Source organism: Streptococcus cristatus (assembly GCF_963529205.1).
Taxonomy (GTDB): Bacteria; Bacillota; Bacilli; order Lactobacillales; family Streptococcaceae; genus Streptococcus; species Streptococcus cristatus_O.
Genome location: NZ_CAURYF010000013.1, coordinates 15033 through 35557 on the forward strand (window position 1 = coordinate 15033; position 20525 = coordinate 35557).

A 20525-nucleotide genomic window follows, 5' to 3' on the forward strand; every position below is an offset into this window, starting at 1 on the left:
CTTACAATTCTACTTTAGCCACAACTGTCTTAGCAGCGACTTTACCGAATTTCTCAACTGCTACTGATTTGATTGCTGGAGCATTTGTGAAGACAACGATAGTGGTTGTTTCACGACCCGCTTCTTTAATAGCCGCCAAATCTGCTGTCACCAATAGATCACCTGCAGCAACTGTTTGTCCTTCTGCTACATGTACTTCAAAAGGTTTGCCTTCAAGGCTAACAGTATCCAAACCGATATGAACAAGCACTTCAAGACCAGCTTCAGTCAAGAGACCAAGAGCATGTTTTGTAGGGAAGACGCTTGTCACTTTACCAGCTACTGGAGAATAGATCTTGCCATTTGCTGGTTCAACTGCAAATCCGTCACCCATCATTTTTTGTGAGAAGACTGGATCTTTAACATCTTCCAACTTAACAACTTCACCATCAGCAACTGTTTCAATTGCTTCTGTCACACCCTTGTAGCTAACTGCTGCAGCTGCAGACTCAGCTTTTTGACTTGGTAAAGTTTCAGGAATCACTTCTCCTGAATCCAACAAGTCTTGAATATCAGATTTAAGAACGTCAGCTTTTGGTCCGTAGATTGCCTGAACGCCTTGACCTTTCATAACCAAGCCCATAGCGCCTTCGGCTTTCCATTCTTCTTCAGAACCAACTTTTGTTGCGTCCTTAACAGTCACACGGAGACGTGTCATACATGCATCAACATCAACGATATTAGCACGGCCACCTAGAAGATTGATAACATTAACGGCTTGAGAAGAAGCAGCTACTTTTGCACCACCTTGTTCTGATGAAGTAGCTTCTGAACCTTCAGCTGTTTCATAGTTACCGTTACGTCCTGGAGTTGCATAATTGAATTTTTGAATCATGAAGTTCGCAATGAAGTACATGATTACTGCAAAGAGAACTGTTACCCAGATAAAGTTAATGATATCCATACCCAAACCAGCATTGATAGCCATTGGAGTACGAGTCAAGAATTCGATAGACCCGAATGAGTGCACACGAAGGTTAACAATGTCCGCCATAGCAAAGGCAGCACCTTGTACAAATGAGTAAATCAAGTAAAGTGGAGTTGCCACGAACATGAACATGTATTCGATTGGTTCAGTAACCCCTGTCAAGAAGGTTGCCAAAGCAGTCGCAATCATCATACCTTTGTATTGATGTTTCTTGTCAGCATCAACATTGCGGTAAATAGCTGCGGCAACACCCATAAGGATACCAAATGAACCGATCATTTGTCCAACTTTGAAGCGGGCTGGATGGAATGTGTCAAGCAAATATTGGTACTTAGTAGGATCAGCTGTCTTAGTACCAACCAAGTCATTTACCCAAGCCAACCAGAGTGGATCTTGACCAAATACTTGAGTACCTTTAGCAGCACCAGTCAATACTTCATAAGTACCACCAAGTTGTGTGTAGTTCATTGGGATCGTCAACATGTGGTGCAAACCGAATGGAAGCAAGAGACGTTCCAAAGTACCGTACAAGAACGGTGCCAAGATTGGAGCAGTATCTTGTGAGTTAGCAATCCAAATACCAAAGTTGTTGATACCTGTTTGAACAACTGGCCATACAAATGACAAAACAATTGCTACGATTGCTGAACGCAAGATAACAACGAATGGTACAAAACGCTTACCATTAAAGAATGACAAAGCATCTGGCAATTTACGGAAGTTGTAGTATTTGTTATAAGCTGTTGCTCCGACAAAACCAGCGATGATTCCGACGAAAACCCCCATATTCAAAGCAGGAGACTCAAGAACACTGATAAAGTAGTCAGAAACCTTAATGCTTCCTCCTAAGAAAGTGCTAACCACTGCTTTAGAATCTTTCAGCATATCGCTTGATACACCAAACATAACCCCAGTGATACGGTTAATCAAAATGAAGGATAGACCTGCCGCAAAGGCACCACCAGCACGTTCTTTCGCCCAGCTACCTCCAATAGCAAGAGCAAAGAGGATATGCAGGTTACCGATAACCCCCCAACCAATTTGTTCTAAAACGCCACCAGTAGTCACTAGAAAACCTAGCTCAGGATTGATCATCGGAATTGACTTACCAATACTGATCATCAAACCTGCTGCGGGCATAACCGCAACAACCACCATCAAAGCTTTACCGAATTTTTGCCAAAATTCAAAGCTAAAAATGTTTTTGAATGAATCTTTCATCATCCAGACCTCCTTATATTTTCACAAACCACCCCTTGATGAAATCGTTTGCATTGAATAATACTATTATACCACTATTTTTAATTTTGTAAAGGCTTTTATAAAAAATATTTTGGGAATTTTTCCTATATTTAGTGGAATAATATATAGAATAAGGTGAAATTTTAGTATGCAAGCGATTGCGTATATTCTCATAAATTTACTGAAATAACAATAAAAAAGCCGAGAAACATTCAATTCCATGTTTCTACAGCTTCTTTTTATTTATATTCTTTTTTATAGCGGTCAGCTTCTGCCTGATTAGCCCAGACATAGTGGCCAGGACGGATCTCAACCATGCTAGGTTGATCCACTGAGTAGTCATGCTGCTCTGGATCGTAAACCTTTAAGACCTTTTTGCGCTCCAAAATTGGGTCTGGAATCGGCACAGCAGACAAAAGGGACTGCGTATAAGGGTGGATAGGGTTGTTAAACAACTCTTCTGTCTCTGCCACCTCAACGATAACCCCTTTATAGATAACAGCGATTCGATCTGAAATAAAGCGAACTACCGATAGGTCATGGGCGATAAAGAGATAGGTCAAGCCAAGTTCTTTTTGGAATTTTTTCAAAAGATTCAAGACTTGCGCACGGACGGAAACGTCCAAGGCAGAGATTGGCTCATCCGCAATAACGAAATCTGGCTCCATGACTAGGGCACGAGCAATCCCAATCCGCTGACGTTGACCACCAGAAAATTCGTGGGGATAGCGTGTCAAATGCTCAGCTAAAAGACCAACTTCACGAATGATATTCTTAACCTTTTGCTGACGGTCTTCTTCATTTTCAAAAAGATGATAGTTATAAAGACCTTCTGAAATGATATAGTCAACCGTAGCACGCTCATTCAAGCTAGCAGCTGGATCTTGGAAAATCATCTGAATCTTACGGATCAATTCAGCTTCCTCAGCTTTAGATTGCTTCCCGTTGATCTTTTTACCTTCGTATAAAATCTCACCTGCACTAGTATCGTTCAAGCCGATGATAGCACGGCCGATGGTTGTCTTACCAGAACCAGATTCACCTACTAGGGAAAAAGTTTCTCCTTTATTGATAAAGAAATTCGCATTTTTTACAGCAACAAATTTCTTACTTCCTTCGCCGAAGGAAATTTCTAAATCTTTAATTTCAACTAATTTTTCAGTCATTTCCTTCCTCCTAAGCTTCTAAGTGATTGAAGCCCATTTTTGAACGAATTTTATCATGAAGGTTTTCGATAATAGCTGGTTTCTCAACCCTTGGTGCATCTTCGTGCAAGAGCCAGGTCTTAGCCCAGTGCGTATCGGAAACCTGAAAGGCAGGAGCTTTTTCTTCGAAATCGATAGCCATTGCATAGTCCGAACGAAGCGCAAAAGCATCCCCTTTAATGCTAGTATATAGCGATGGTGGTGTACCTGGAATCGAGTAAAGTTCACCATTTGCTTCAGCTAACTGAGGCAAGCTAGATAGCAGGCTCCATGTATATGGATGCTTTGGATCGTAGAAGATTTCTTCAACTGTTCCATATTCAACGATTTCGCCAGCATACATAACCGCCACTTTATCAGCAATACTTGCTACAACACCAAGGTCGTGGGTGATAAAGACAGTCGTGAAATGGTATTCTGCCTGCAATGACTTAAGCAAGTCAATAATTTGGGCTTGAATCGTCACATCGAGGGCCGTTGTTGGCTCATCACAGATCAGAATATCTGGACGACAAGCCAAGGCGATCGCGATAACAATCCGTTGGCGCATCCCACCAGAATATTGGAAGGGATACTCTTCAAAACGTTTTTCAGCGTCTGGAATCCCAACTTTAGTCATGTAGTCGATTGCCATTTCTTTGGCTTCTTTACTTGTTTTTCCTTGGTGTTTTATGATAACTTCGGTAATTTGACTTCCGATTGTATTAATCGGATCTAGACTAGTCATCGGATCTTGGAAAATAGTCGCAATTTTAGCACCACGGATGGGTTCCCAGTCCTTGTTGCTCTTTAGGGCAGTTAAATCAGTTCCTCGGTAATCAATCGTTCCTTGAGCTACACGGCCATTTTCCTCCAGCATTCCAGTAAATGTTTTTGTCAAAACAGATTTACCAGAGCCAGATTCTCCAACCAGAGCTAGAACTTCACCTTCAACTAGGTCAAGGGAAACGCCTCGAATGGCAGTCAATACTCTGTCACGAACGTCAAATTCCACGACAATATCGCGAGCAGTCAATATTACATTTTTATTTTTTGTCATATTTACTCCTATCTATGTGTCCGTGGATCACTTGCATCGGCTAAGTTTTGACCAACTACGAAGAAGGACAGGGATACCAAGATCAAGGTTGTCAATGGAATCCAGAAAAGGTAAGCGTTGGTTGTTACGTTTTGTGAATAGTCGGAAATCAAGCGTCCCAAACTTGGAACTGTTACAGGAAGACCAAGCCCAAAGAAGGACAGGAAGGCCTCGTAAGAGATAAAGCTTGGAAGCATTTGAGAAGTTGTCGTCACAATAACAGATACCAACTGGGGCATGATATTCTTGGTCACAATCTTATATGTCGGAGTTCCCAAGGTACGCGATGCCAAGTTATACTCCAAATCACGGTAACGCATAATTTGAATACGGATCGTATACGCAATCCCTACCCAGCCAGTGATAGTCATGGCGAAGATCAAGTTCCAGAAACCAGCACCGATAGAGTAAGTCAATACAATGACAATCAAGAGGGCTGGAATATTTGAAATGATATTGTAGACTTCCATCATGACACGGTCAACCGCTTTGGAAATTCCCCAGATAGCACCAATAATGATTCCGATAATCAGGTTAATGAGTGTTGCGATAATCGAGATCAGAATAGAATTCCGAGCACCAAACCAAACACCGTCAAACAAAGATTTACCATTACTGTCTGTACCAAACCAGTGTTCAGCATTTGGTTTGATATAGCGCATACTAAAGTCATTTACCTTGCTGACATCATTGAAATCGAAATTCGAGAACATTGGATAAATGAAACTCATCAAAACGATGGCAACCAGAATTCCTAACATGATCGTCGTTGATTTCTTTTTCAAGAATTGACGCATAACGGAGCGCCAGTATGAATAAGCTGGAGCATCAATCGTTTCAGAGGCAAAATCGTCACGTTTGACAAATTGGAATTTACTTTTATCAATTGTAGCCATTATTTACCTCCTTTAGATGTTAATTTAATACGTGGGTCAAGCATTGTCATCAAGATATCACCAACTAAGAGGGCAAAAATTGAAAGACAGGTGAAAATGAATACAAGACCAACCACCATTGAGTTATTTGATGCCTTAACAGAATCAATCAGCATTTTACCCATACCAGGAAAGGCGAAGACAGTTTCTGTCAGGGTCGCACCTGCAATAACACCAACGATAGAAGCTGGAATACTAGATACCAACGGCACCATCGCATTCTTGAAAATGTGCTTGTTCGAAATTTCTTTCTCAGAAAGACCTTTGGCACGGGCAAAGCGAACAAAGTCTTGGGACTGCAAGTCAATCATATAACGACGGATCCAGACAGCTGTCACAGGTGCGCTCAAAAGTCCAAGAATCAGAGATGGCAAAACATAGGAACGCCAGTCGCCTGCTCCCAAAATTGGGAAGGAATCTGGAAGTCCAATAGCTGAACCAGCCAAACGAACAATATAAACAAGAGCGATGGTTGGCAATGACATCATAAAGGTCAAGGCACCTGTTGAAATACTATCAAACCATGTATTTTTCAAACGAGCCATATAAGAACCAAGCGGAACAGCAATCAAATAAGAAAGCGCCACACCAATCAGACCAATAATAGATGAGCTGACAATCATCGATGGGTTTTGATAGTTATTCTTGGTTGCAGTGTAAGCATCTCCCTTGCCATATTTAGCAATATCCTGAGAGTCTGCCTTGCTTGGAGTCTTGTAGGTACGAGAGTAAATATCTACAGCAGAAGTTTTCTTACCTGTTGGGAATTGAACTTCTGACGATTTTGTTTGACCTTGTCCTTGGGAAATAACTTGTAGTACAGGCGTATTCGCATAAGTAGGGTAAGAATTTCCTAGGTTCAAACTAACAAAGTTTTGGTGAACAAATGGGAATTGGCCATTAAAATATAGAAGATATTTATGACGAGTACCCGAACCTACGACTGACCAACCAATGGCTGGGTCATTTTCGATACGGATGTAGCGCTTAAGATTTGGATTTTCATCATCTTGAATCACATTTGGATGATCAATCTGAATCAGATTAGCATAGAACTCGAGTACGCGCTCGTAAACTGGAACTTCACGAACAGCATAGAATTCTTTGCTTTCTTTGAATTGATACAATTTCCAACCTTTGCCAAGTTTTTCAACATAGGCTTCGTAGATTTTTTTATTCTCATCAGTTGCCTCAGTAGTTACAGATTTATTTTCCTTCTTGGCTTTTTCCTGCAACTCTTTTGTATCATAATAGTCAATATAACCCATCCGCTCATAGACTGTATTTTCATAGTTTGTCTTTTTATCTTCGGTTGTGGCTATCTTATTGTAGTTCGGATCTTGTTTGAAAATCAATCTTCTCGGAACCATTGTATAAATAATGGTATAGGTCAAGGTCGTTACCAAGAAAATCGACACAATTGAGCGTAAAATACGCATAAAAATGTATTTCTTCATTTATCGTTTCCTTTAAATTTCAAAAGAACTTTCTCTCGTTATTAGAGAAAGTTCTAGTGAACGATTTATTCTACATGACTTTCGAGATCTTTTTGTGCTTTCGCATTTGACTCTTCTTTTTCTTTCAGCCATTTCTTACGAGCTGCTTCGTAGTCTTTCTTCGTTACTACTTCATCTTTTACTTTAATACGTTTGAAGTAAGTAGAACTTGTCTTATTACCTGTTTGGGCATAAGAACCTGAGAATGGCTCGATACGTGAGATAAATGGTGCTGCACCAGGGTTTGCCATCAATGGGACAACAAGAGAGCTATCTGTCAACCAAGCCTGAGCTGCTGCATATTTTTCGTAACGAGTAACAACATCTGAAGTTTCTTTACCAGCTTCATCTACCAAGCGGTCATATTCATCTAGACCAACTTGCTTAGCGGCAGCATTGTCTGCTCCCTCAAAACCAAGGTAACTCTTTGTAGTTTCAGTTGATGTAGTTTTCAAAATATCCAAATAAGTTGATGGATCTTGATAGTCAGGGTTCCAACCAACAGCTGTTGAGATATCCCAGTCTTCGCCAGCAGCATTTGGTGCATAGTAAGTAATGTTGTAAAGATCATCTTCTGACATTTGTTGAATATCTACAACAACATTCTCAGTTCCCAAAGTCTTTTCAACAGATTGCTTAAGCGATTGCGCGCGGTTAACCATTGGCTTAGCAGTCTGAGCAACTGGGAGATCCAGATGAATTGGGAATTCTACTCCGTCAGCTTGTAGAGCCGCTTTTGCTTTGGCAAACTCTGCTTTTGCTTTCTCAGCATTAAAGAGGCCATCTTGACCGTCCTCAAGTTTAACACCTTTCCATTCGTCACCCAATGCAGCAACTTTCTCTTCTACAACGTCACCAAAAGATTTATCACCGGCTTGAACAAAAGTTGGTGGTACATAAGTATTACGGACAGCGTAAGGAGCACCCTCTTTACCATTGATCTGTGCTGAGTATGATGTGCGGTCGATAGCAAAGTTCAAGGCTTGACGGAAGTCTTTGTTCAGAATCGCTTTCTTAGTAGCAGACTTCTGAGCATCTGTTGTTTTACTTGTATGGTTGTAACTTTGACGATCAATATTGACACCCATAACAGCTACACCAGCACTTGGCGGTGTGAAAAAGATATTATCCTTGAAGTCTTTTTCTACTCCAGCATAGTTTGAGCTTGTAGGGTAGAGACGAGCTACTGTGTAGGCGCCGTCTTTAAAGTTACGAGCAAGGGCATCTTGGTCTTGTCCATCAAAGTAAGACAACTTGATAGTATCGACATGAACATTTTCTTTATCCCAGTAGTTTTCATTCTTTTGATATTCAACAGCAGACTTAGCAGTGATAGACTTCATCAAGAATGGTCCATTGTAAAGGATAGAAGATGGGTCAGTAGATTGACCAAATTTGTCCCCTTGTTTCTTAAGGAATTCAGCATTAACTGGCCAAAGAACTTGTGAAGTTGTCTTTGAATTCCACTGTGGTTCAGGTTGGTTCAAAGTATATTGGAGAGTGTGGTCGTCAACTGCCTTAACTCCAACAGTAGAGAAGTCAGGTGTTTTACCATTTACGTAGTCATCCAAGCCTTTTACAGAATGTTGAACAAGATAAAGGGCTTCAGATTTCTTATCAGCAGCATGCTTGAGGCCCGTCACAAAGTCCTGAGCTGTCACATCGCCGTATTCTTCACCTTCTGAAGTGTACCATTTAGCGTCTTTACGGATTTTATAGGTATAAGTCAAACCATCCTTAGAAACAGTCCAAGACTCTGCAATAGACGGTACAAAATTACCATATTGGTCATTTTCCAACAAACCATCCACACCGTTAGTCACGAGGTCAGCTGTTGAAGCCTTACCAGATGTCACATAGTCCAATGTTTCTGGTTCAGCAGTATAGACATAATTATAAGCTTTTGCTGCGCTGTTTCCTTTTGATGAACCAGAACAAGCAGCTAAAACGCCTACTGAAAGAAGGCTAACCCCAGCTAAAGCTAATACTTTGCTTTTTTTCATACGAATTCTCCAATTTTGTTTTTTTAGGTTTACTTAGGATTATAGCACAAGAAAGGAAAAAAGTAAACTAAATTTTCTGAATATTATGGTAGCCATGCAATGACTCTACTCTATTACTCGTGTTCATTTTCCACTGCTATTCTAAGAAAAACTTAGCAAGTCTATAGACTTATTTAATAGAAGGGTAGTATAGTCCGGATCATCCTTGAGTTCTTTGATGGAAGTCTGAACCAACTCCAAATCATCTGTAATCATCCCATCCACTCCTAAGCGAAAGGATTTGACGATGCTATCCTCATCATTAATGGTCCAGTCATAGAGACGTTTGTCGGATTGCCAGAGTTTATTGACAAAATTTTCATCCAAGGTTGAATACTCCATGGTGTAGCCAGAAGCCTTAGTTCGTGGAAAAATTGTATTATAAGGCAAGATAAAAAAGCTGGGGATAGAAGAGTCATATTTGACAACCTGATCGATGACTTGGTAGTCCAAAGACTGAATCTGGTGTTGATAAACCTTGATTTTGGCACCATACTTGCTCAAGAATCGCTCCATCATATTCTTGGAGTCTTTCTTGCTGGTCTTGATTTCTATCAAGAGGCGCTGGCCGAGTTGATTGGCACGAGTAAAGTAATCATCAAAGCTAGAAATCTTAGCCCGATAGCCATTTTCTGAAATCTCTAGTGAAGTTAAGTCGGCCAAGGTTAAGTCTTGAGGTTGGGCATCAAGACCTGCCAACTGCTTCAGGTTTGCGTCATGCATCATGACAAATTGCCCATCCTTGGTTTCCTGCACATCCATTTCTACCAAGTCAGGCTTGAGCAAGGCTGTTTTTTCCAGCGCTTCTACGGTATTTTGGATTCCATTTTCCCTCGAAACCCCTCTATGGGAAATCGTAATCGGAACGTTCTCCAAAGGGAAATTTAGATAGACATAACCTTCTAATGAAAAGCTTAAGCTGGCAATAGTCAGAACAAACCAACGCATTAGAGACAGGCCTTTTTTCGTTGGATAGTCATTTAAGGTACGATCTGTCAGGAAGGAGACAAATTTGAGAAGGAAATAGGACAACATAGCATAATAGGCAAACTTAATCAGGACAAAAGCTACAATACCGCTAAAGAGGACAACCTCATTTGGTTGAGTGTGCATGTACTGCTGTCCTAGTATAGCTGGAGCTGAGAGAAAAGTATAAAGCAGAAAGCTTTTGATAATAATCCAAAAAAGATGCCTAGTGTAAAAGAAAAGGCGGTTCTTGGTCTTGGCCAGACTAAAGCGAATTGCCTGAGGAACTGTTGCGTGCTCAAAAAAGAGCTGTGGTAGGGCAAACATTAGTCGCACTGCCACCAGAAACATGCCGACCACAAGAAGTCCCATGAAAACAGCGAACACAATATTATTTGCCAAATAGGTGACAATAAAATCCGGAACCAAAATTTTATTGAGATAGTAAATTTTCAAAATTTGGCGCAAGAAAGGAAAAAGAAAGCCCATATAAAGTACGATAAAGAGCATTTTCCCTGGGCCAGCCTTCTTGACAATAGCAAAACTATCCCTAAATGTTTTTCCAAGAAAAGCGAATACTGGTCGATTTTCTTGATCCAAAAGGTTGCGAATCCCCATGAAAATCATGCCGCTCTGGAAATAGGCTACAAAGAGATTGACCACAACGAGGACTAGAAAACCTAGACCGACCAGCCAATTAGAGCTGAGGACTGCCCAGACATTGTTGTAAGACAAAAAGAGATAGCCTGTCTGTTTGAGCAGGTATTCTGCTGCGTAGGAATTAAAGGGAATCCAAGCATACTCCATCATCATAAAGACCATGAAAAAGAGAACTAGGATCTTGTCTAAGTTATGATAAAAGCGCTTAAAGCTAAGTTTTTCTGGTTTCATCTTATTCTTCTTTCAGAAATTTGGGCGAAACAGGGGCAGTCAAGTTACAGTGGCTACAGTGAGTCCGCTCCTATTATTGCCATCTTGGCTCCATCCCTTCTTTGACAAATAAATCCCAGCTTTTCAACTGAGATTTTCTTTCTTATTTACCAAATAAACGGGCGAAAAATCCTTTGTTTTCCTGCTTTTGCACCTTCTCCTTGGCTTCATCCAGCTCCAAAAGGAGAGTCTCCCGCTCGCTCATAGCCTTGGCTGTCAACTGTTGCTGCTGGTCCAGCTGCTTATCTTTTTCAGCAATCTGCACATCTTTGACACGGAGTTGCTCGTCTTTCTCAGCCAGCTGGTTATCTTTAGCCTTGAGTTGCTCATAAAGGCGCAAAATCTCAGCATTTTTTTCATCCACTAAGATTTCCATCAACTCGCGCTGTTTGACTTCTTCGCTGACTGGCTCATCTTCAAAAATGGTCTTTTTATAAATTTCTTCTAGCTTAATCAGGCCACTGCGGGTCACGACTGTGACCCCTTTTTCATTTTTTTCTGTATCTTCTGGCGGCAGAGCCTTGACACGATTATTGATTGCCTGACGGCTGACTCCTAAAATCTCGGCCAGCTCGCTGACTGTCTTTTCAATTGCCATAATTTCCTCTGAAACTTTTTCTAGATATAGTTACCTAAATCTTATCATATCAAGGCTTAACTGTCAAATAAAGCAAAAAAGTGAAACAAGTATATTGCTCCACTTTCCTAATCTTCTATAGTTCAACTTGAAAAATTTCCAAGCTCTGCATTTCTTCTTCTGTCAAGCGCCGCCATTGCCCCAGATCCAGATTTGGATCTAGCTGCAGAGGCCCCATAGACAAGCGCTGAAGGTCGGTGACTTCCTTCCCGCAAGCTAGGACCATACGCTTCACCTGATGAAACTTGCCTTCTGAGAGCGTGATACGGACTAAACTGGTCTGCGCTCCTTCATCTCTTTCGAGAATTTCGAGCTGAGCAGGCTGACAAGTGAAATCTTTGAGTTCGATTCCTTGAGCAAAACGATCAACATCTGCCTGATCGATCAAACCAGCAACCTGAGCTTGATAAACCTTAGCTACATGGCGCTTGGGAGATAGCATAGCATACGATAGCTGACCATTATTGGTCAAAAGCAGAAGACCATGCGTATCCACATCTAAGCGCCCCACAGGAAAGGCTTCTTTTTGACGGGCAGTATCGTCTAATAAATCTAAAACTGTTTTATGGCGGTCATCTTCAGTTGCGGAAATGACACCCTTTGGTTTGTTCAAGAGATAGTAGACAAATTTTTCATAAACCAAGGTCTGACCATCCACCACAATCTGATCCGACCGTTCATCAATCTGTGTCTTGGCTGACGTGACTGCTGTCCCGTTGACCCAGACTTGACCTTTTTTCAATAGTTGCTTGACTTGACTGCGCGAGCCAAGCCCACTTTCTACTAGAAATTTATCCAGACGCATACTCTTCTCCTAAGCAAACTTTTTCTTGAGAATGCCGAATGCCAGCACTGCCATTAAAACCATCAGACTTCCCAAAACGCCAAAAATAAAGGAAGCTTGGCTTGAGAATTGACCGATCGAAGATAAGAAAAAGGTTGTGGCAGTCGCTCCAGCACTGCAGCCTAAAATCACAATCGAAGTTGCTTGATTCAAGGATTTGCTAGGGATTCTCTCGGAAAGAATATGGAAAATCGATGTCAGACTGACACTATAAACAAAGCCAGAAGCGATGGTCACCACACTCAAGAGCGAGAGATTTGGTGCCAAACCAATCATGATTGTAGTAAGACCAAAGACAACTCCTGCAACCGTCAATAAATTTTCCTTGAAATAATGAAGAAGAGGCGCGAAGGACAAGCCTGCGGCAATACCAATCAACTGCATAGTTGAAAGAATCAAGCCTGCTGTCTGAACACTGCCTATACCAGACTTTTCAACCAGTCCGGGCACGCGCACGTTGATGACAACATTCGTCAAGACGATCACTGCTGCTACTAGGGCTAGACCGATTGTCAGAAACCACTGTGCAGCTGTCAATCCCTTGCCTTCCTGATGAGTCTCATGATGCTTCTCCTCCTTGCCATAAGGCACAAAGAGCAGATAGAGGGCTAGAACAATCAAACCCGAAGCATAGACCAAGAAGGAAATTTCCCAGCCAAAGCGAAGCAACTGGCTCACTCCAAGCGTCAAGAGAGCCGTCCCAACAACTTCAGCCGATCCACGCAGACCGAGGGTCTGAATCCGTTCCTTGCCCTCATAACGTTCGCTGATAATCGAGATGGCCTTGGCATTGAGCAAACCAACTCCCATACCAAAGATCAGGCGCGAGGCAAAAATCACCCAGTATGCCTTATTCACAAGAGGAACAAAGCCGCAAAGAGAGAAAATCAAGAGCCCCGTCACAATCATCTTTCGTTCCGATAAATATTTCTCCACCAAACCATTTAAGATTAGCATGAGCATAATCCCAGCCGATGGGAGAGAAACCAACAATTCAATCCAACTTTCTGGCAAGTCTTTATAATAAGCAAACATAGCCGATTGGGCACTGGAAATCGAAAAGGAGGTCGTCAACACTAAAGAAAGTGAGAGAATACTCACTTTTTCCATAAACTTTTTCATTCTATTTTCCTTTAAAAATCACACTCATTCTATCATACAGCTTTTTAGAAAAAGACGCAATCATCTTTTCTTAAAAATTCGACCATTAAAAAGATTATTCTTTCGAAAAATTTCTCCTCTGATAAAAGGACATGCCCTTTCTTTATTTCTGGCGGGATTTGTGTTATGATGAAAGAAAGAAAAAGGAGAGAATCATGTCTGTTAGTGAAAAAAAATCGGTTATGGATAAATTAACCAAAGCAGCTCATTTGATTGATATGAGCGACATTATCCGTGAGGGAAATCCTACCTTGCGTGCAGTGGCTGAGGAAGTCAGCTTTCCCTTATCTGATCAGGAAATCATTTTAGGTGAGAAAATGATGCAGTTCTTGAAACATTCTCAAGATCCTGTCATGGCGGAAAAAATGGGGCTCCGTGGCGGAGTCGGTCTAGCAGCGCCTCAGCTGGATATTTCTAAGCGGATTATCGCTGTGCTAGTGCCAAATCTGGAGGACGAAGAAGGAAATCCGCCTAAAGAAGCCTACTCCCTAGCTCAGGTCATGTACAATCCTAAAGTTGTTGCCCACTCTGTGCAAGATGCTGCTCTGGCTGATGGAGAAGGCTGCCTGTCCGTTGACCGAGAGGTGCCAGGCTATGTTGTGCGTCATGCACGAGTGACCGTGGATTACTTTGACAAGGACGGCCAAAAACACCGCATCAAACTCAAAGGCTACAATTCTATCGTGGTTCAACACGAGATTGACCATATCAACGGCATTATGTTCTACGACCGCATCAACGAAAAAGATCCATTTGCAGTGAAAGACGGCATGCTGGTACTGGAATAAACAGATCGTATATTGTAACCAAAAATACCTAGACGTTTTCACGTCTAGGTATTTCTTTTACACTATTCTAAGTGCCTCGATCCCAGAAAAGAGCCAAAAGGATCACAGCGCCCAAGACTGAGGGAAGAATAGCTGTGTCCGCTAACATCGGTCCCCAGTGGCCAAAAAGCAATTGCCCAAGCCATGAACCAAACCAGCCCAAGAGAATTTTTCCGATACAGCCCATACGTTCCCCGCGGCTGGTAATAGCCCCAGCCATGAGACCAATAATAAAACCGACAAACATACTACCAATCATATAGGATCCTTCTTTCTATGTTTCTAAGAATTCTTTTCAAGAAGCAGGTGGGAGCTGTCAGATTAAAAGTGCCCGTCAAAACAACTTAAAATCTTAGATTGCCCAGTCTCCATTTCTGAAGATAGGAACTCGTGTTCCATCCTCACGGATACCATCGATATCCATTTGATTAGAGCCAATCATAAAGTCCACATGGACATCCGAGCGGTTGAGACCCGCTGCTTCCAGCTCTTCTTCGCTCATCTCTGCTCCACCAACAACGCTGGTCGCATAGGCTGCACCGATAGCCAAGTGGTTTGAAGCATTCTCATCGAAAAGCGTGTTAAAGAAGGTAATGCCTGACTGAGAAATTGGGCTTGGATCTGGTACCAAGGCACATTCACCCAAGGCACGCGCACCCGCATTTTCAAAGACAAGATCCTTCATAACCTGGTCTCCCTTTTCAGCTGTAATATCCACAATCTGGCCATCCTTGAAGGTCACTTTGATGCCCTCGATGATGTTGCCATTGTAGCTAAGAGGCTTGGTACTAGTCACATAACCATCGGCCCGACGGAAGTCCGGTGCTGTAAAGACCTCTTCTGTCGGCATATTTGGTAAGAATCCTTCTCCCTGTGCATTGATAGCACCAGCTGATTCCCAAACGTGGTTCTTAGGCAAACCAAGTGTCAAATCTGTCCCTGGCGCTGTGTAATGAAGGGCTGAAAATTGCTCCTTATTAAGCATATCTGCCTTGCTCTTGAGGATGGCTGCATGTTCTTCCCAGGCCTTAACAGGATCTTCTTCGTAGACACGGCAAGTTTTGAAGATTTGGTTCCAAAGGAGATCGACTGCTTCTTCGTCGCTAGCTGCATTTGGGAAGACCTTCTTAGCCCACTCTGTACCGGCTGCAGCAGCGACCGTCCAGCTGACTTTATTGGATTGGGTTGCGATTCGCATTGGCTTCATGGCCAGTCCCATAGCTTTAGCAGAAGCTGATAATTTCTCGGCATCTACACCATTCAAAGCCCCTGGGTCAGATGAGCGCACGCCCAAGCGACTAGCTTTCCTTTCGAGGAGATAGTTCATCTCAGCCACCTTATAGTCAGGGACATTGTCTAAGCGCTCCATTGGCGCATGGAGGAATTTCTCCCGATTAGTGAAATCATCCGCCCATTGGATGATAACCTCATGAGCTCCCAGAGCATAGGCTTCCTTGACAATCAAGTGAGCCAACTCACGTTGCTCCACATCAATATTGAGCGCCACCGTGTGACCTGGCTGCACATTGATCCCATTGGCAACCAATAATTTAGCGTATTTTTCTAAGTTTTCTTTAAAATTTGGCAGAACCATTCTGCTTCTCCTTTTCTTTTTTTATTTTTCTTTTAACAGGGACAGCAGACTAACCGCTGCCACAGTACCGCAAATCAAGGCGGTCATTTTCAAAATTGTATCTGTATCAAGATCCAGCTGGTAATCAAACATCTTTTGCGCAGGCTTATCCTGAGCGGAAATGGTCAATTTCATAAAAACCTCTTTCTATATTTTAGAAAAACTCATCAAACAAACTCAACTGGTTATCCTCAGGCATATTGCCCAGAATGCCCATGTCGTCCATTTTTTCGACTAGGGTGCTAGAGAGGCCACCGCGCTTGCGGAGCTCCGTCTTAGAAAGGAATTCACCTTCTTCCCGCGCTCTAACTAATTGGCGGGCAACGTTGTCACCCAGACCATCCATAGTAGAGAAAGGCGGGATAAGGGTGTCCCCTTCGATGAGAAACTCCGTCGCATGGCTCTTGTAAAGATCTAGCTTGCCGAACTTGAAGCCCCGCTCCAGCATTTCATTGACGATTTCCAGAGTCGTATAAAGGTCAATTTCTACATTGGAGGCTTCATTGTTCTTGCGCTTTTCAGCGATTTCGCTCATCCGGCGCTTGACGGCATCGAGTCCACCACTCATAGTCTTGATGTCAAAGGCTTTGGCCCGAATGGAGAAATAGGCACAGTAGTAATAAATCGGATGATGCACCTTGAAGTAGGCTACCCGTAGCGCCATCATAACGTAGGCTGCCGCATGGGCCTTAGGGAACATGTACTTGATCTTTCCACAGGATTCGATGTACCATTCTGGCACATTGTTTTCCTTCATGGCTGCGATGTAGCCATTGCGCTCTTCTTCAGAAATCTTCAGCCAAAGGCCCTTCCGCACGCGCTCCATGATCGTAAAGGCCATCTTAGGATCCAAGCCCTTGTGCATGAGGTAAACCATGATGTCGTCCCGACAACCGATAACGGTGGACAAGTCAGCAATCCCTTGCTTGATCAAGTCCTGAGCATTGCCCAGCCAAACGTCCGTACCATGAGAGAGACCAGATAGCTGTAAGAGCTCCGCAAATGTCGTCGGATGGGTCTCATCAACCATGCCCCGTACAAAGTTGGTTCCAAACTCCGGAATCCCCAGCATACCAGTCGGCGTGCCGATTTGCTCCTGAGTCACACCCAGAATGTCTGTCCCAGAAAAGAGGGCCATGACACCAGGATCATCCATAGGAATGTCATTTGGATCAATACCAGACAAGTCCTGAAGCTTCCGAATCATGGTCGGATCATCGTGTCCCAGAACGTCAAGCTTGAGGACATTTTCATCGATATCATGGAAGTTAAAGTGGGTGGTCTGCCACTCGGCCGTTACATCGTCAGCTGGATATTGGACCGGGGTAAAGTCATAAACATCCATGTAGTTAGGGATAACAACGATTCCGCCCGGATGTTGTCCAGTAGTCCGCTTGACTCCAGCAGCCCCCTGCGCCAGCCGCTCAACTTCGGCGTCCCGGTAGAACTTCCCGTAGTCGCGCTCATAGCCCTTGACAAATCCATAGGCCGTCTTAGCTGCAACGGTACCAACAGTTCCAGCCCGAAAGGCATACTCCTCACCAAAGATGTCCCGCACGTCCAAGTGGGCGCTCGGCTGATCCTCTCCGGAGAAGTTCAAGTCAATATCGGGTACCTTGTCCCCGTCAAATCCAAGGAAAGTCTCAAATGGAATATCCTGACCGTTCTTGCTCAGCTTGTGACCGCACTCTGGACAGTCCTTATCCGGCATATCAAAGCCAGAACCATAAGATCCATCCGTTATGAACTCGCTGTATTGGCATTTGCCACAGACATAGTGGGGTGACAGGGGATTAACCTCGGTAATCCCAATCATGGTCGCAACAAAGCTGGATCCAACAGACCCCCGTGAACCTACCAGATAGCCCCGCTCGTTGGAGCGCTGCACCAGCATCTGCGAAGCCAGATAAATCACGGCAAAACCATTCCCCAAGATGGAGCTCAGCTCTTTTTCGATCCGTAAGTCCACGATATCTGGCAGCGGATTGCCATAAATCTCAAAGGCTTTTTGATAGGTCAGCTCGGCAACTGTCTCCTCGGCCTTGTCAATGAAAGGTGTATAGAGATCGCCCTTGACCACCTCTACAGGCTCAAAGGTCTCCGCCAGCTGATTTGGATTGGTGATAACCAGCTTCTTAGCCAAGTCCTCACCCAAGAATGCAAATTCGTCCAGCATCTCATTAGTGGTCCGGAAGTGAGCCTTAGGAAGCGGCGCCGGCTGGGCATTTTCACCGTGACCGATGGTCCGGTTAATCATGGCTCCCTGACCGAGACTCCGGACGATAATCTCCCGATAGATTTCTTCTTCTGGCTCGATATAGTGGACGTTCCCCGTCGCAAGGACAGGCTTGCCCAAGCGATCGCCAACCTCAATCAGATTGCGAATAATGGTCTGCAGTTCTTCCTGGTCCTTGATTTGCTCCTTGGCAATCAGTGGCTCATAGATAGCTGGTGGCATGACCTCGATAAAGTCATAATACTTGGCCACTTCGACAGCTGCATCCACCCCCTGAGAGACAACAGCATCATAGACTTCGCCTTCTGAGCAGGCTGAGCCTAAAATCAAGCCTTCACGATGGGCATCTAGTACAGTCCGTGGAATCCGAGGGACACCTTCGAAATACTTGGTATTGGACAGACTGACTAACTTGAAAATATTCTTGAGCCCCGTCTGATTTTTCACATAAATGGTCGCATGTTTGACCCGAGCTTTCTTGTAAGAATTCTCATCGACCAGATCCGTATTCAAATCCTTAAGGTTGGTCACACCATGCTTTTCAGCTACATCCTTGATAAAGATAAAGAGGAGGCGGCCTGTCGCTTCCGCGTCATAGTTGGCCATGTGATGATGCTCCAGAGCAATCTGGAAACGCTTGGTCAAAGGCCCCAAACCATGACGCTTGTACTCTGGATAGAGATTGCGGGCAAATTCCAGCGTGTCAATGACCGGCTGGGTAATTTTCGGCAGGCCATGACGCTCATAGTTGACATTCATAAAGCCCACGTCAAAGGTAGCATTATGGGCAACGAGGACACTGTCCTGGCAAAATTCCTGAAACTCTTTTAGAACTTGCTCTAGCGGTTTGGCATTGCGGACATGCTCATCTGTAATCCCAGTCAGATCCGTCGTAAAGGCCGACAGAGGATGACCAGGATTGATAAACTCATCAAACTCAGCAATGATATTGCCCTTGTGCATCTTGCTGGCAGCAACCTGAATCAAGTCATTGTAGACCGCTGAAAGGCCTGTTGTTTCCACGTCAAAGACTACATAGGTCGCATCGCTCAGCTCCATGTCCACTTCATTGTAGACGATGGGCACCCGGTCTTCTACAATATTGGCCTCCATACCGTAAATCAGCTGGATACCAGCTTTCTTGGCAGCCTTGTAGCCATGGGGAAAACTCTGCACATTGCCATGGTCGGTAATAGCGACAGCCTTGTGGCCCCACTTGGCAGCCGTTGCAACGATTTCCTCTACCTCAGGCAGGGCATCCATAGTAGACATATTGGTATGGGCGTGAAACTCGACCCGCTTCTGCCCCTCAGGCATCAAGTCCTTGCGCTCATAGTGGGTAACTTCCTGGACATCCTGCACATTCATGGTCAGGTCGCGGGTGAAGTTGTTCATCTCCACATTTCCCCGCACCCGCAGCCAGGCGCCTTTCTTAATCACGTCAAACTTCTTGGCTTCTTCTTCGTTTTTCATCCATTTTTGCAAGGAGAAGCTAGAAGTGTAGTCTGTCATTTTGAAGTTAAGCAAGACTCGGCCGGTCCGAGTAACCTTCTGCTCCAAGTCAAAGACCATTCCCTCGAAAACCAGACGGTTTTCCTCAGTCTGAACTTCGATCATAGGAGTAATCTCTGCCTTATCCAGATTTGGTTTAGCCGCAGCCTTTCGAGCTTGGAAATCATAAGTCGGCTTTTCCTCTGGCGGTGGTGCCATCTGTTGCAGGGATTCCATGGCTTTGAGTGCCTCTTCATTAGCCGCCTGAACAATCTTGTCATTCTCCGCTTGAAAATTCTCCGCTTGCTGCTGGGTCAGCTCATCACTGTGCTGCACCTGACAAGTCAGATGAGGGAAGCCGTATTTGACCAGCTGGCGACTGAGATTTGGCAGGTGATTCTTACGAAAATGCTCCGTATCAATGGTTGAAGCCCCCTCAATCAGCAGCTTGTCCCCATCCAAATGGACCTGCAAATCCTGATAAAGACTCTTGAAGCCATGACTGGCACAAGGCCCCTCCTCAAAGGCCAGCTGGTAATAAGCCTGCAAGAGCTCATCCGATACCTGAGGCGCCTGACAATGAATTTCAAAAACAGCTTGATTACCTGTCTTAGAAAACTCTTGAGCTAAGCGCTTCTGCAATTCCCGAAAAATCTCAATGGGCAGAATATTTACAAAAGAAAAATGAAACTCCCAGACCCGACTGACCTTGTGGACCAGAACCTTCTCAATTTCTGCATTCAAAAAGGCCTCTGAGTTTCTCATTTCCAGTGGCATATCCAGCTGATTCATTAAAATTTCAAACTTGTTTGACATGACATTTCCTCGTACAGTA

The 20525-nt window shown here is 43.7% G+C and carries 15 protein-coding genes; 1 reads left to right on the forward strand and 14 read right to left on the reverse strand.

The features are described 5' to 3' along the window. Position 1: 1 nt before the first annotated feature. The 10 genes from RWS39_RS04240 to RWS39_RS04285 all read right to left on the reverse strand — a co-directional run bounded on the left by RWS39_RS04240 (position 2) and on the right by RWS39_RS04285 (position 13464). Complete coding sequence (locus RWS39_RS04240) at positions 2-2191, reverse strand: PTS transporter subunit IIBC (protein ID WP_314480839.1); 2190 nt, start codon at positions 2189-2191, stop codon at positions 2-4. Positions 2192-2448: 257 nt separating this feature from the next. Continuing rightward, complete coding sequence (locus RWS39_RS04245; RefSeq protein WP_125388162.1) at positions 2449-3375, reverse strand: ATP-binding cassette domain-containing protein; 927 nt, start codon at positions 3373-3375, stop codon at positions 2449-2451. 10 nt (positions 3376-3385) lie between these two features. Continuing rightward, complete coding sequence (locus RWS39_RS04250; RefSeq protein ID WP_005591881.1) at positions 3386-4453, reverse strand: ABC transporter ATP-binding protein; 1068 nt, start codon at positions 4451-4453, stop codon at positions 3386-3388. Between the two features lie 8 nt (positions 4454-4461). Further along, on the reverse strand, positions 4462-5388 hold the full coding sequence (gene oppC / locus RWS39_RS04255) for an oligopeptide ABC transporter permease OppC (protein WP_125379790.1): 927 nt from the start codon (positions 5386-5388) through the stop codon (positions 4462-4464). After that, positions 5388-6884: an ABC transporter permease gene (locus tag RWS39_RS04260; RefSeq protein WP_285874472.1), complete on the reverse strand. Its 1497-nt coding sequence runs from the start codon at positions 6882-6884 to the stop codon at positions 5388-5390. Before RWS39_RS04260 ends, oppC begins: the two co-directional genes overlap by 1 nt. Positions 6885-6949: 65 nt before the next feature. Next, positions 6950-8926 carry a peptide ABC transporter substrate-binding protein gene (locus RWS39_RS04265; RefSeq protein ID WP_125372421.1) on the reverse strand — a complete coding sequence of 659 codons (1977 nt, stop codon included), beginning with the start codon at positions 8924-8926 and terminating at the stop codon, positions 6950-6952. A 141-nt stretch (positions 8927-9067) separates the two neighbouring features. Continuing rightward, a complete protein-coding gene (locus tag RWS39_RS04270) occupies positions 9068-10822 on the reverse strand; it encodes a glycerophosphodiester phosphodiesterase (protein ID WP_314480846.1) in 1755 nt (584 codons plus the stop codon). 142 nt (positions 10823-10964) lie between these two features. Further along, positions 10965-11459 (reverse strand): DUF536 domain-containing protein, encoded by a 495-nt coding sequence (locus tag RWS39_RS04275; RefSeq protein WP_288931005.1) that lies wholly within the window; start codon positions 11457-11459, stop codon positions 10965-10967. 115 nt (positions 11460-11574) lie between these two features. Further along, the gene (locus RWS39_RS04280; RefSeq protein WP_314480852.1) at positions 11575-12303 is read right to left on the reverse strand and encodes a pseudouridine synthase; all 729 of its coding nucleotides are present in this window, start codon (positions 12301-12303) and stop codon (positions 11575-11577) included. A gap of 9 nt (positions 12304-12312) precedes the next feature. Next, a complete protein-coding gene (locus RWS39_RS04285) occupies positions 12313-13464 on the reverse strand; it encodes an MFS transporter (RefSeq protein WP_314480855.1) in 1152 nt (383 codons plus the stop codon). A 194-nt stretch (positions 13465-13658) separates the two neighbouring features. Here RWS39_RS04285 and def point away from each other — a divergent pair, with 194 nt between their 5' ends. After that, complete coding sequence (def, locus tag RWS39_RS04290) at positions 13659-14291, forward strand: peptide deformylase (protein WP_005591873.1); 633 nt, start codon at positions 13659-13661, stop codon at positions 14289-14291. A 67-nt stretch (positions 14292-14358) separates the two neighbouring features. On the opposite strand, the gene RWS39_RS04295 is transcribed toward def, so the two are convergent. From RWS39_RS04295 to RWS39_RS04310, 4 genes are all read right to left on the reverse strand, one after another. Continuing rightward, positions 14359-14589, reverse strand: coding sequence for a GlsB/YeaQ/YmgE family stress response membrane protein (locus RWS39_RS04295; RefSeq protein WP_005591872.1), 231 nt, complete (start codon positions 14587-14589; stop codon positions 14359-14361). 93 nt (positions 14590-14682) lie between these two features. Further along, positions 14683-15924, reverse strand: coding sequence for an aminopeptidase (locus tag RWS39_RS04300; protein ID WP_314480859.1), 1242 nt, complete (start codon positions 15922-15924; stop codon positions 14683-14685). Positions 15925-15945: 21 nt separating this feature from the next. Continuing rightward, positions 15946-16098 (reverse strand): hypothetical protein, encoded by a 153-nt coding sequence (locus tag RWS39_RS04305; protein ID WP_314480862.1) that lies wholly within the window; start codon positions 16096-16098, stop codon positions 15946-15948. Positions 16099-16117: 19 nt separating this feature from the next. Further along, entirely contained in the window at positions 16118-20506 is a 4389-nt protein-coding gene (locus tag RWS39_RS04310; protein ID WP_314480865.1) for a PolC-type DNA polymerase III, read from the reverse strand. Positions 20507-20525: the final 19 nt, after the last annotated feature.

Bases quoted from the DNA above. Each gene is read 5' to 3' on its own strand.
- RWS39_RS04240 (WP_314480839.1), bottom strand. From the start codon at position 2,191: ATGATGAAAGATTCATTCAAAAACATTTTTAGCTTTGAATTTTGGCAA.
- RWS39_RS04245 (WP_125388162.1), bottom strand. From the start codon at position 3,375: ATGACTGAAAAATTAGTTGAAATTAAAGATTTAGAAATTTCCTTCGGC.
- RWS39_RS04250 (WP_005591881.1), bottom strand. From the start codon at position 4,453: ATGACAAAAAATAAAAATGTAATATTGACTGCTCGCGATATTGTCGTG.
- oppC (WP_125379790.1), bottom strand. From the start codon at position 5,388: ATGGCTACAATTGATAAAAGTAAATTCCAATTTGTCAAACGTGACGAT.
- RWS39_RS04260 (WP_285874472.1), bottom strand. From the start codon at position 6,884: ATGAAGAAATACATTTTTATGCGTATTTTACGCTCAATTGTGTCGATT.
- RWS39_RS04265 (WP_125372421.1), bottom strand. From the start codon at position 8,926: ATGAAAAAAAGCAAAGTATTAGCTTTAGCTGGGGTTAGCCTTCTTTCA.
- RWS39_RS04270 (WP_314480846.1), bottom strand. From the start codon at position 10,822: ATGAAACCAGAAAAACTTAGCTTTAAGCGCTTTTATCATAACTTAGAC.
- RWS39_RS04275 (WP_288931005.1), bottom strand. From the start codon at position 11,459: ATGGCAATTGAAAAGACAGTCAGCGAGCTGGCCGAGATTTTAGGAGTC.
- RWS39_RS04280 (WP_314480852.1), bottom strand. From the start codon at position 12,303: ATGCGTCTGGATAAATTTCTAGTAGAAAGTGGGCTTGGCTCGCGCAGT.
- RWS39_RS04285 (WP_314480855.1), bottom strand. From the start codon at position 13,464: ATGAAAAAGTTTATGGAAAAAGTGAGTATTCTCTCACTTTCTTTAGTG.
- def (WP_005591873.1), top strand. From the start codon at position 13,659: ATGTCTGTTAGTGAAAAAAAATCGGTTATGGATAAATTAACCAAAGCA.
- RWS39_RS04295 (WP_005591872.1), bottom strand. From the start codon at position 14,589: ATGATTGGTAGTATGTTTGTCGGTTTTATTATTGGTCTCATGGCTGGG.
- RWS39_RS04300 (WP_314480859.1), bottom strand. From the start codon at position 15,924: ATGGTTCTGCCAAATTTTAAAGAAAACTTAGAAAAATACGCTAAATTA.
- RWS39_RS04305 (WP_314480862.1), bottom strand. From the start codon at position 16,098: ATGAAATTGACCATTTCCGCTCAGGATAAGCCTGCGCAAAAGATGTTT.
- RWS39_RS04310 (WP_314480865.1), bottom strand. From the start codon at position 20,506: ATGTCAAACAAGTTTGAAATTTTAATGAATCAGCTGGATATGCCACTG.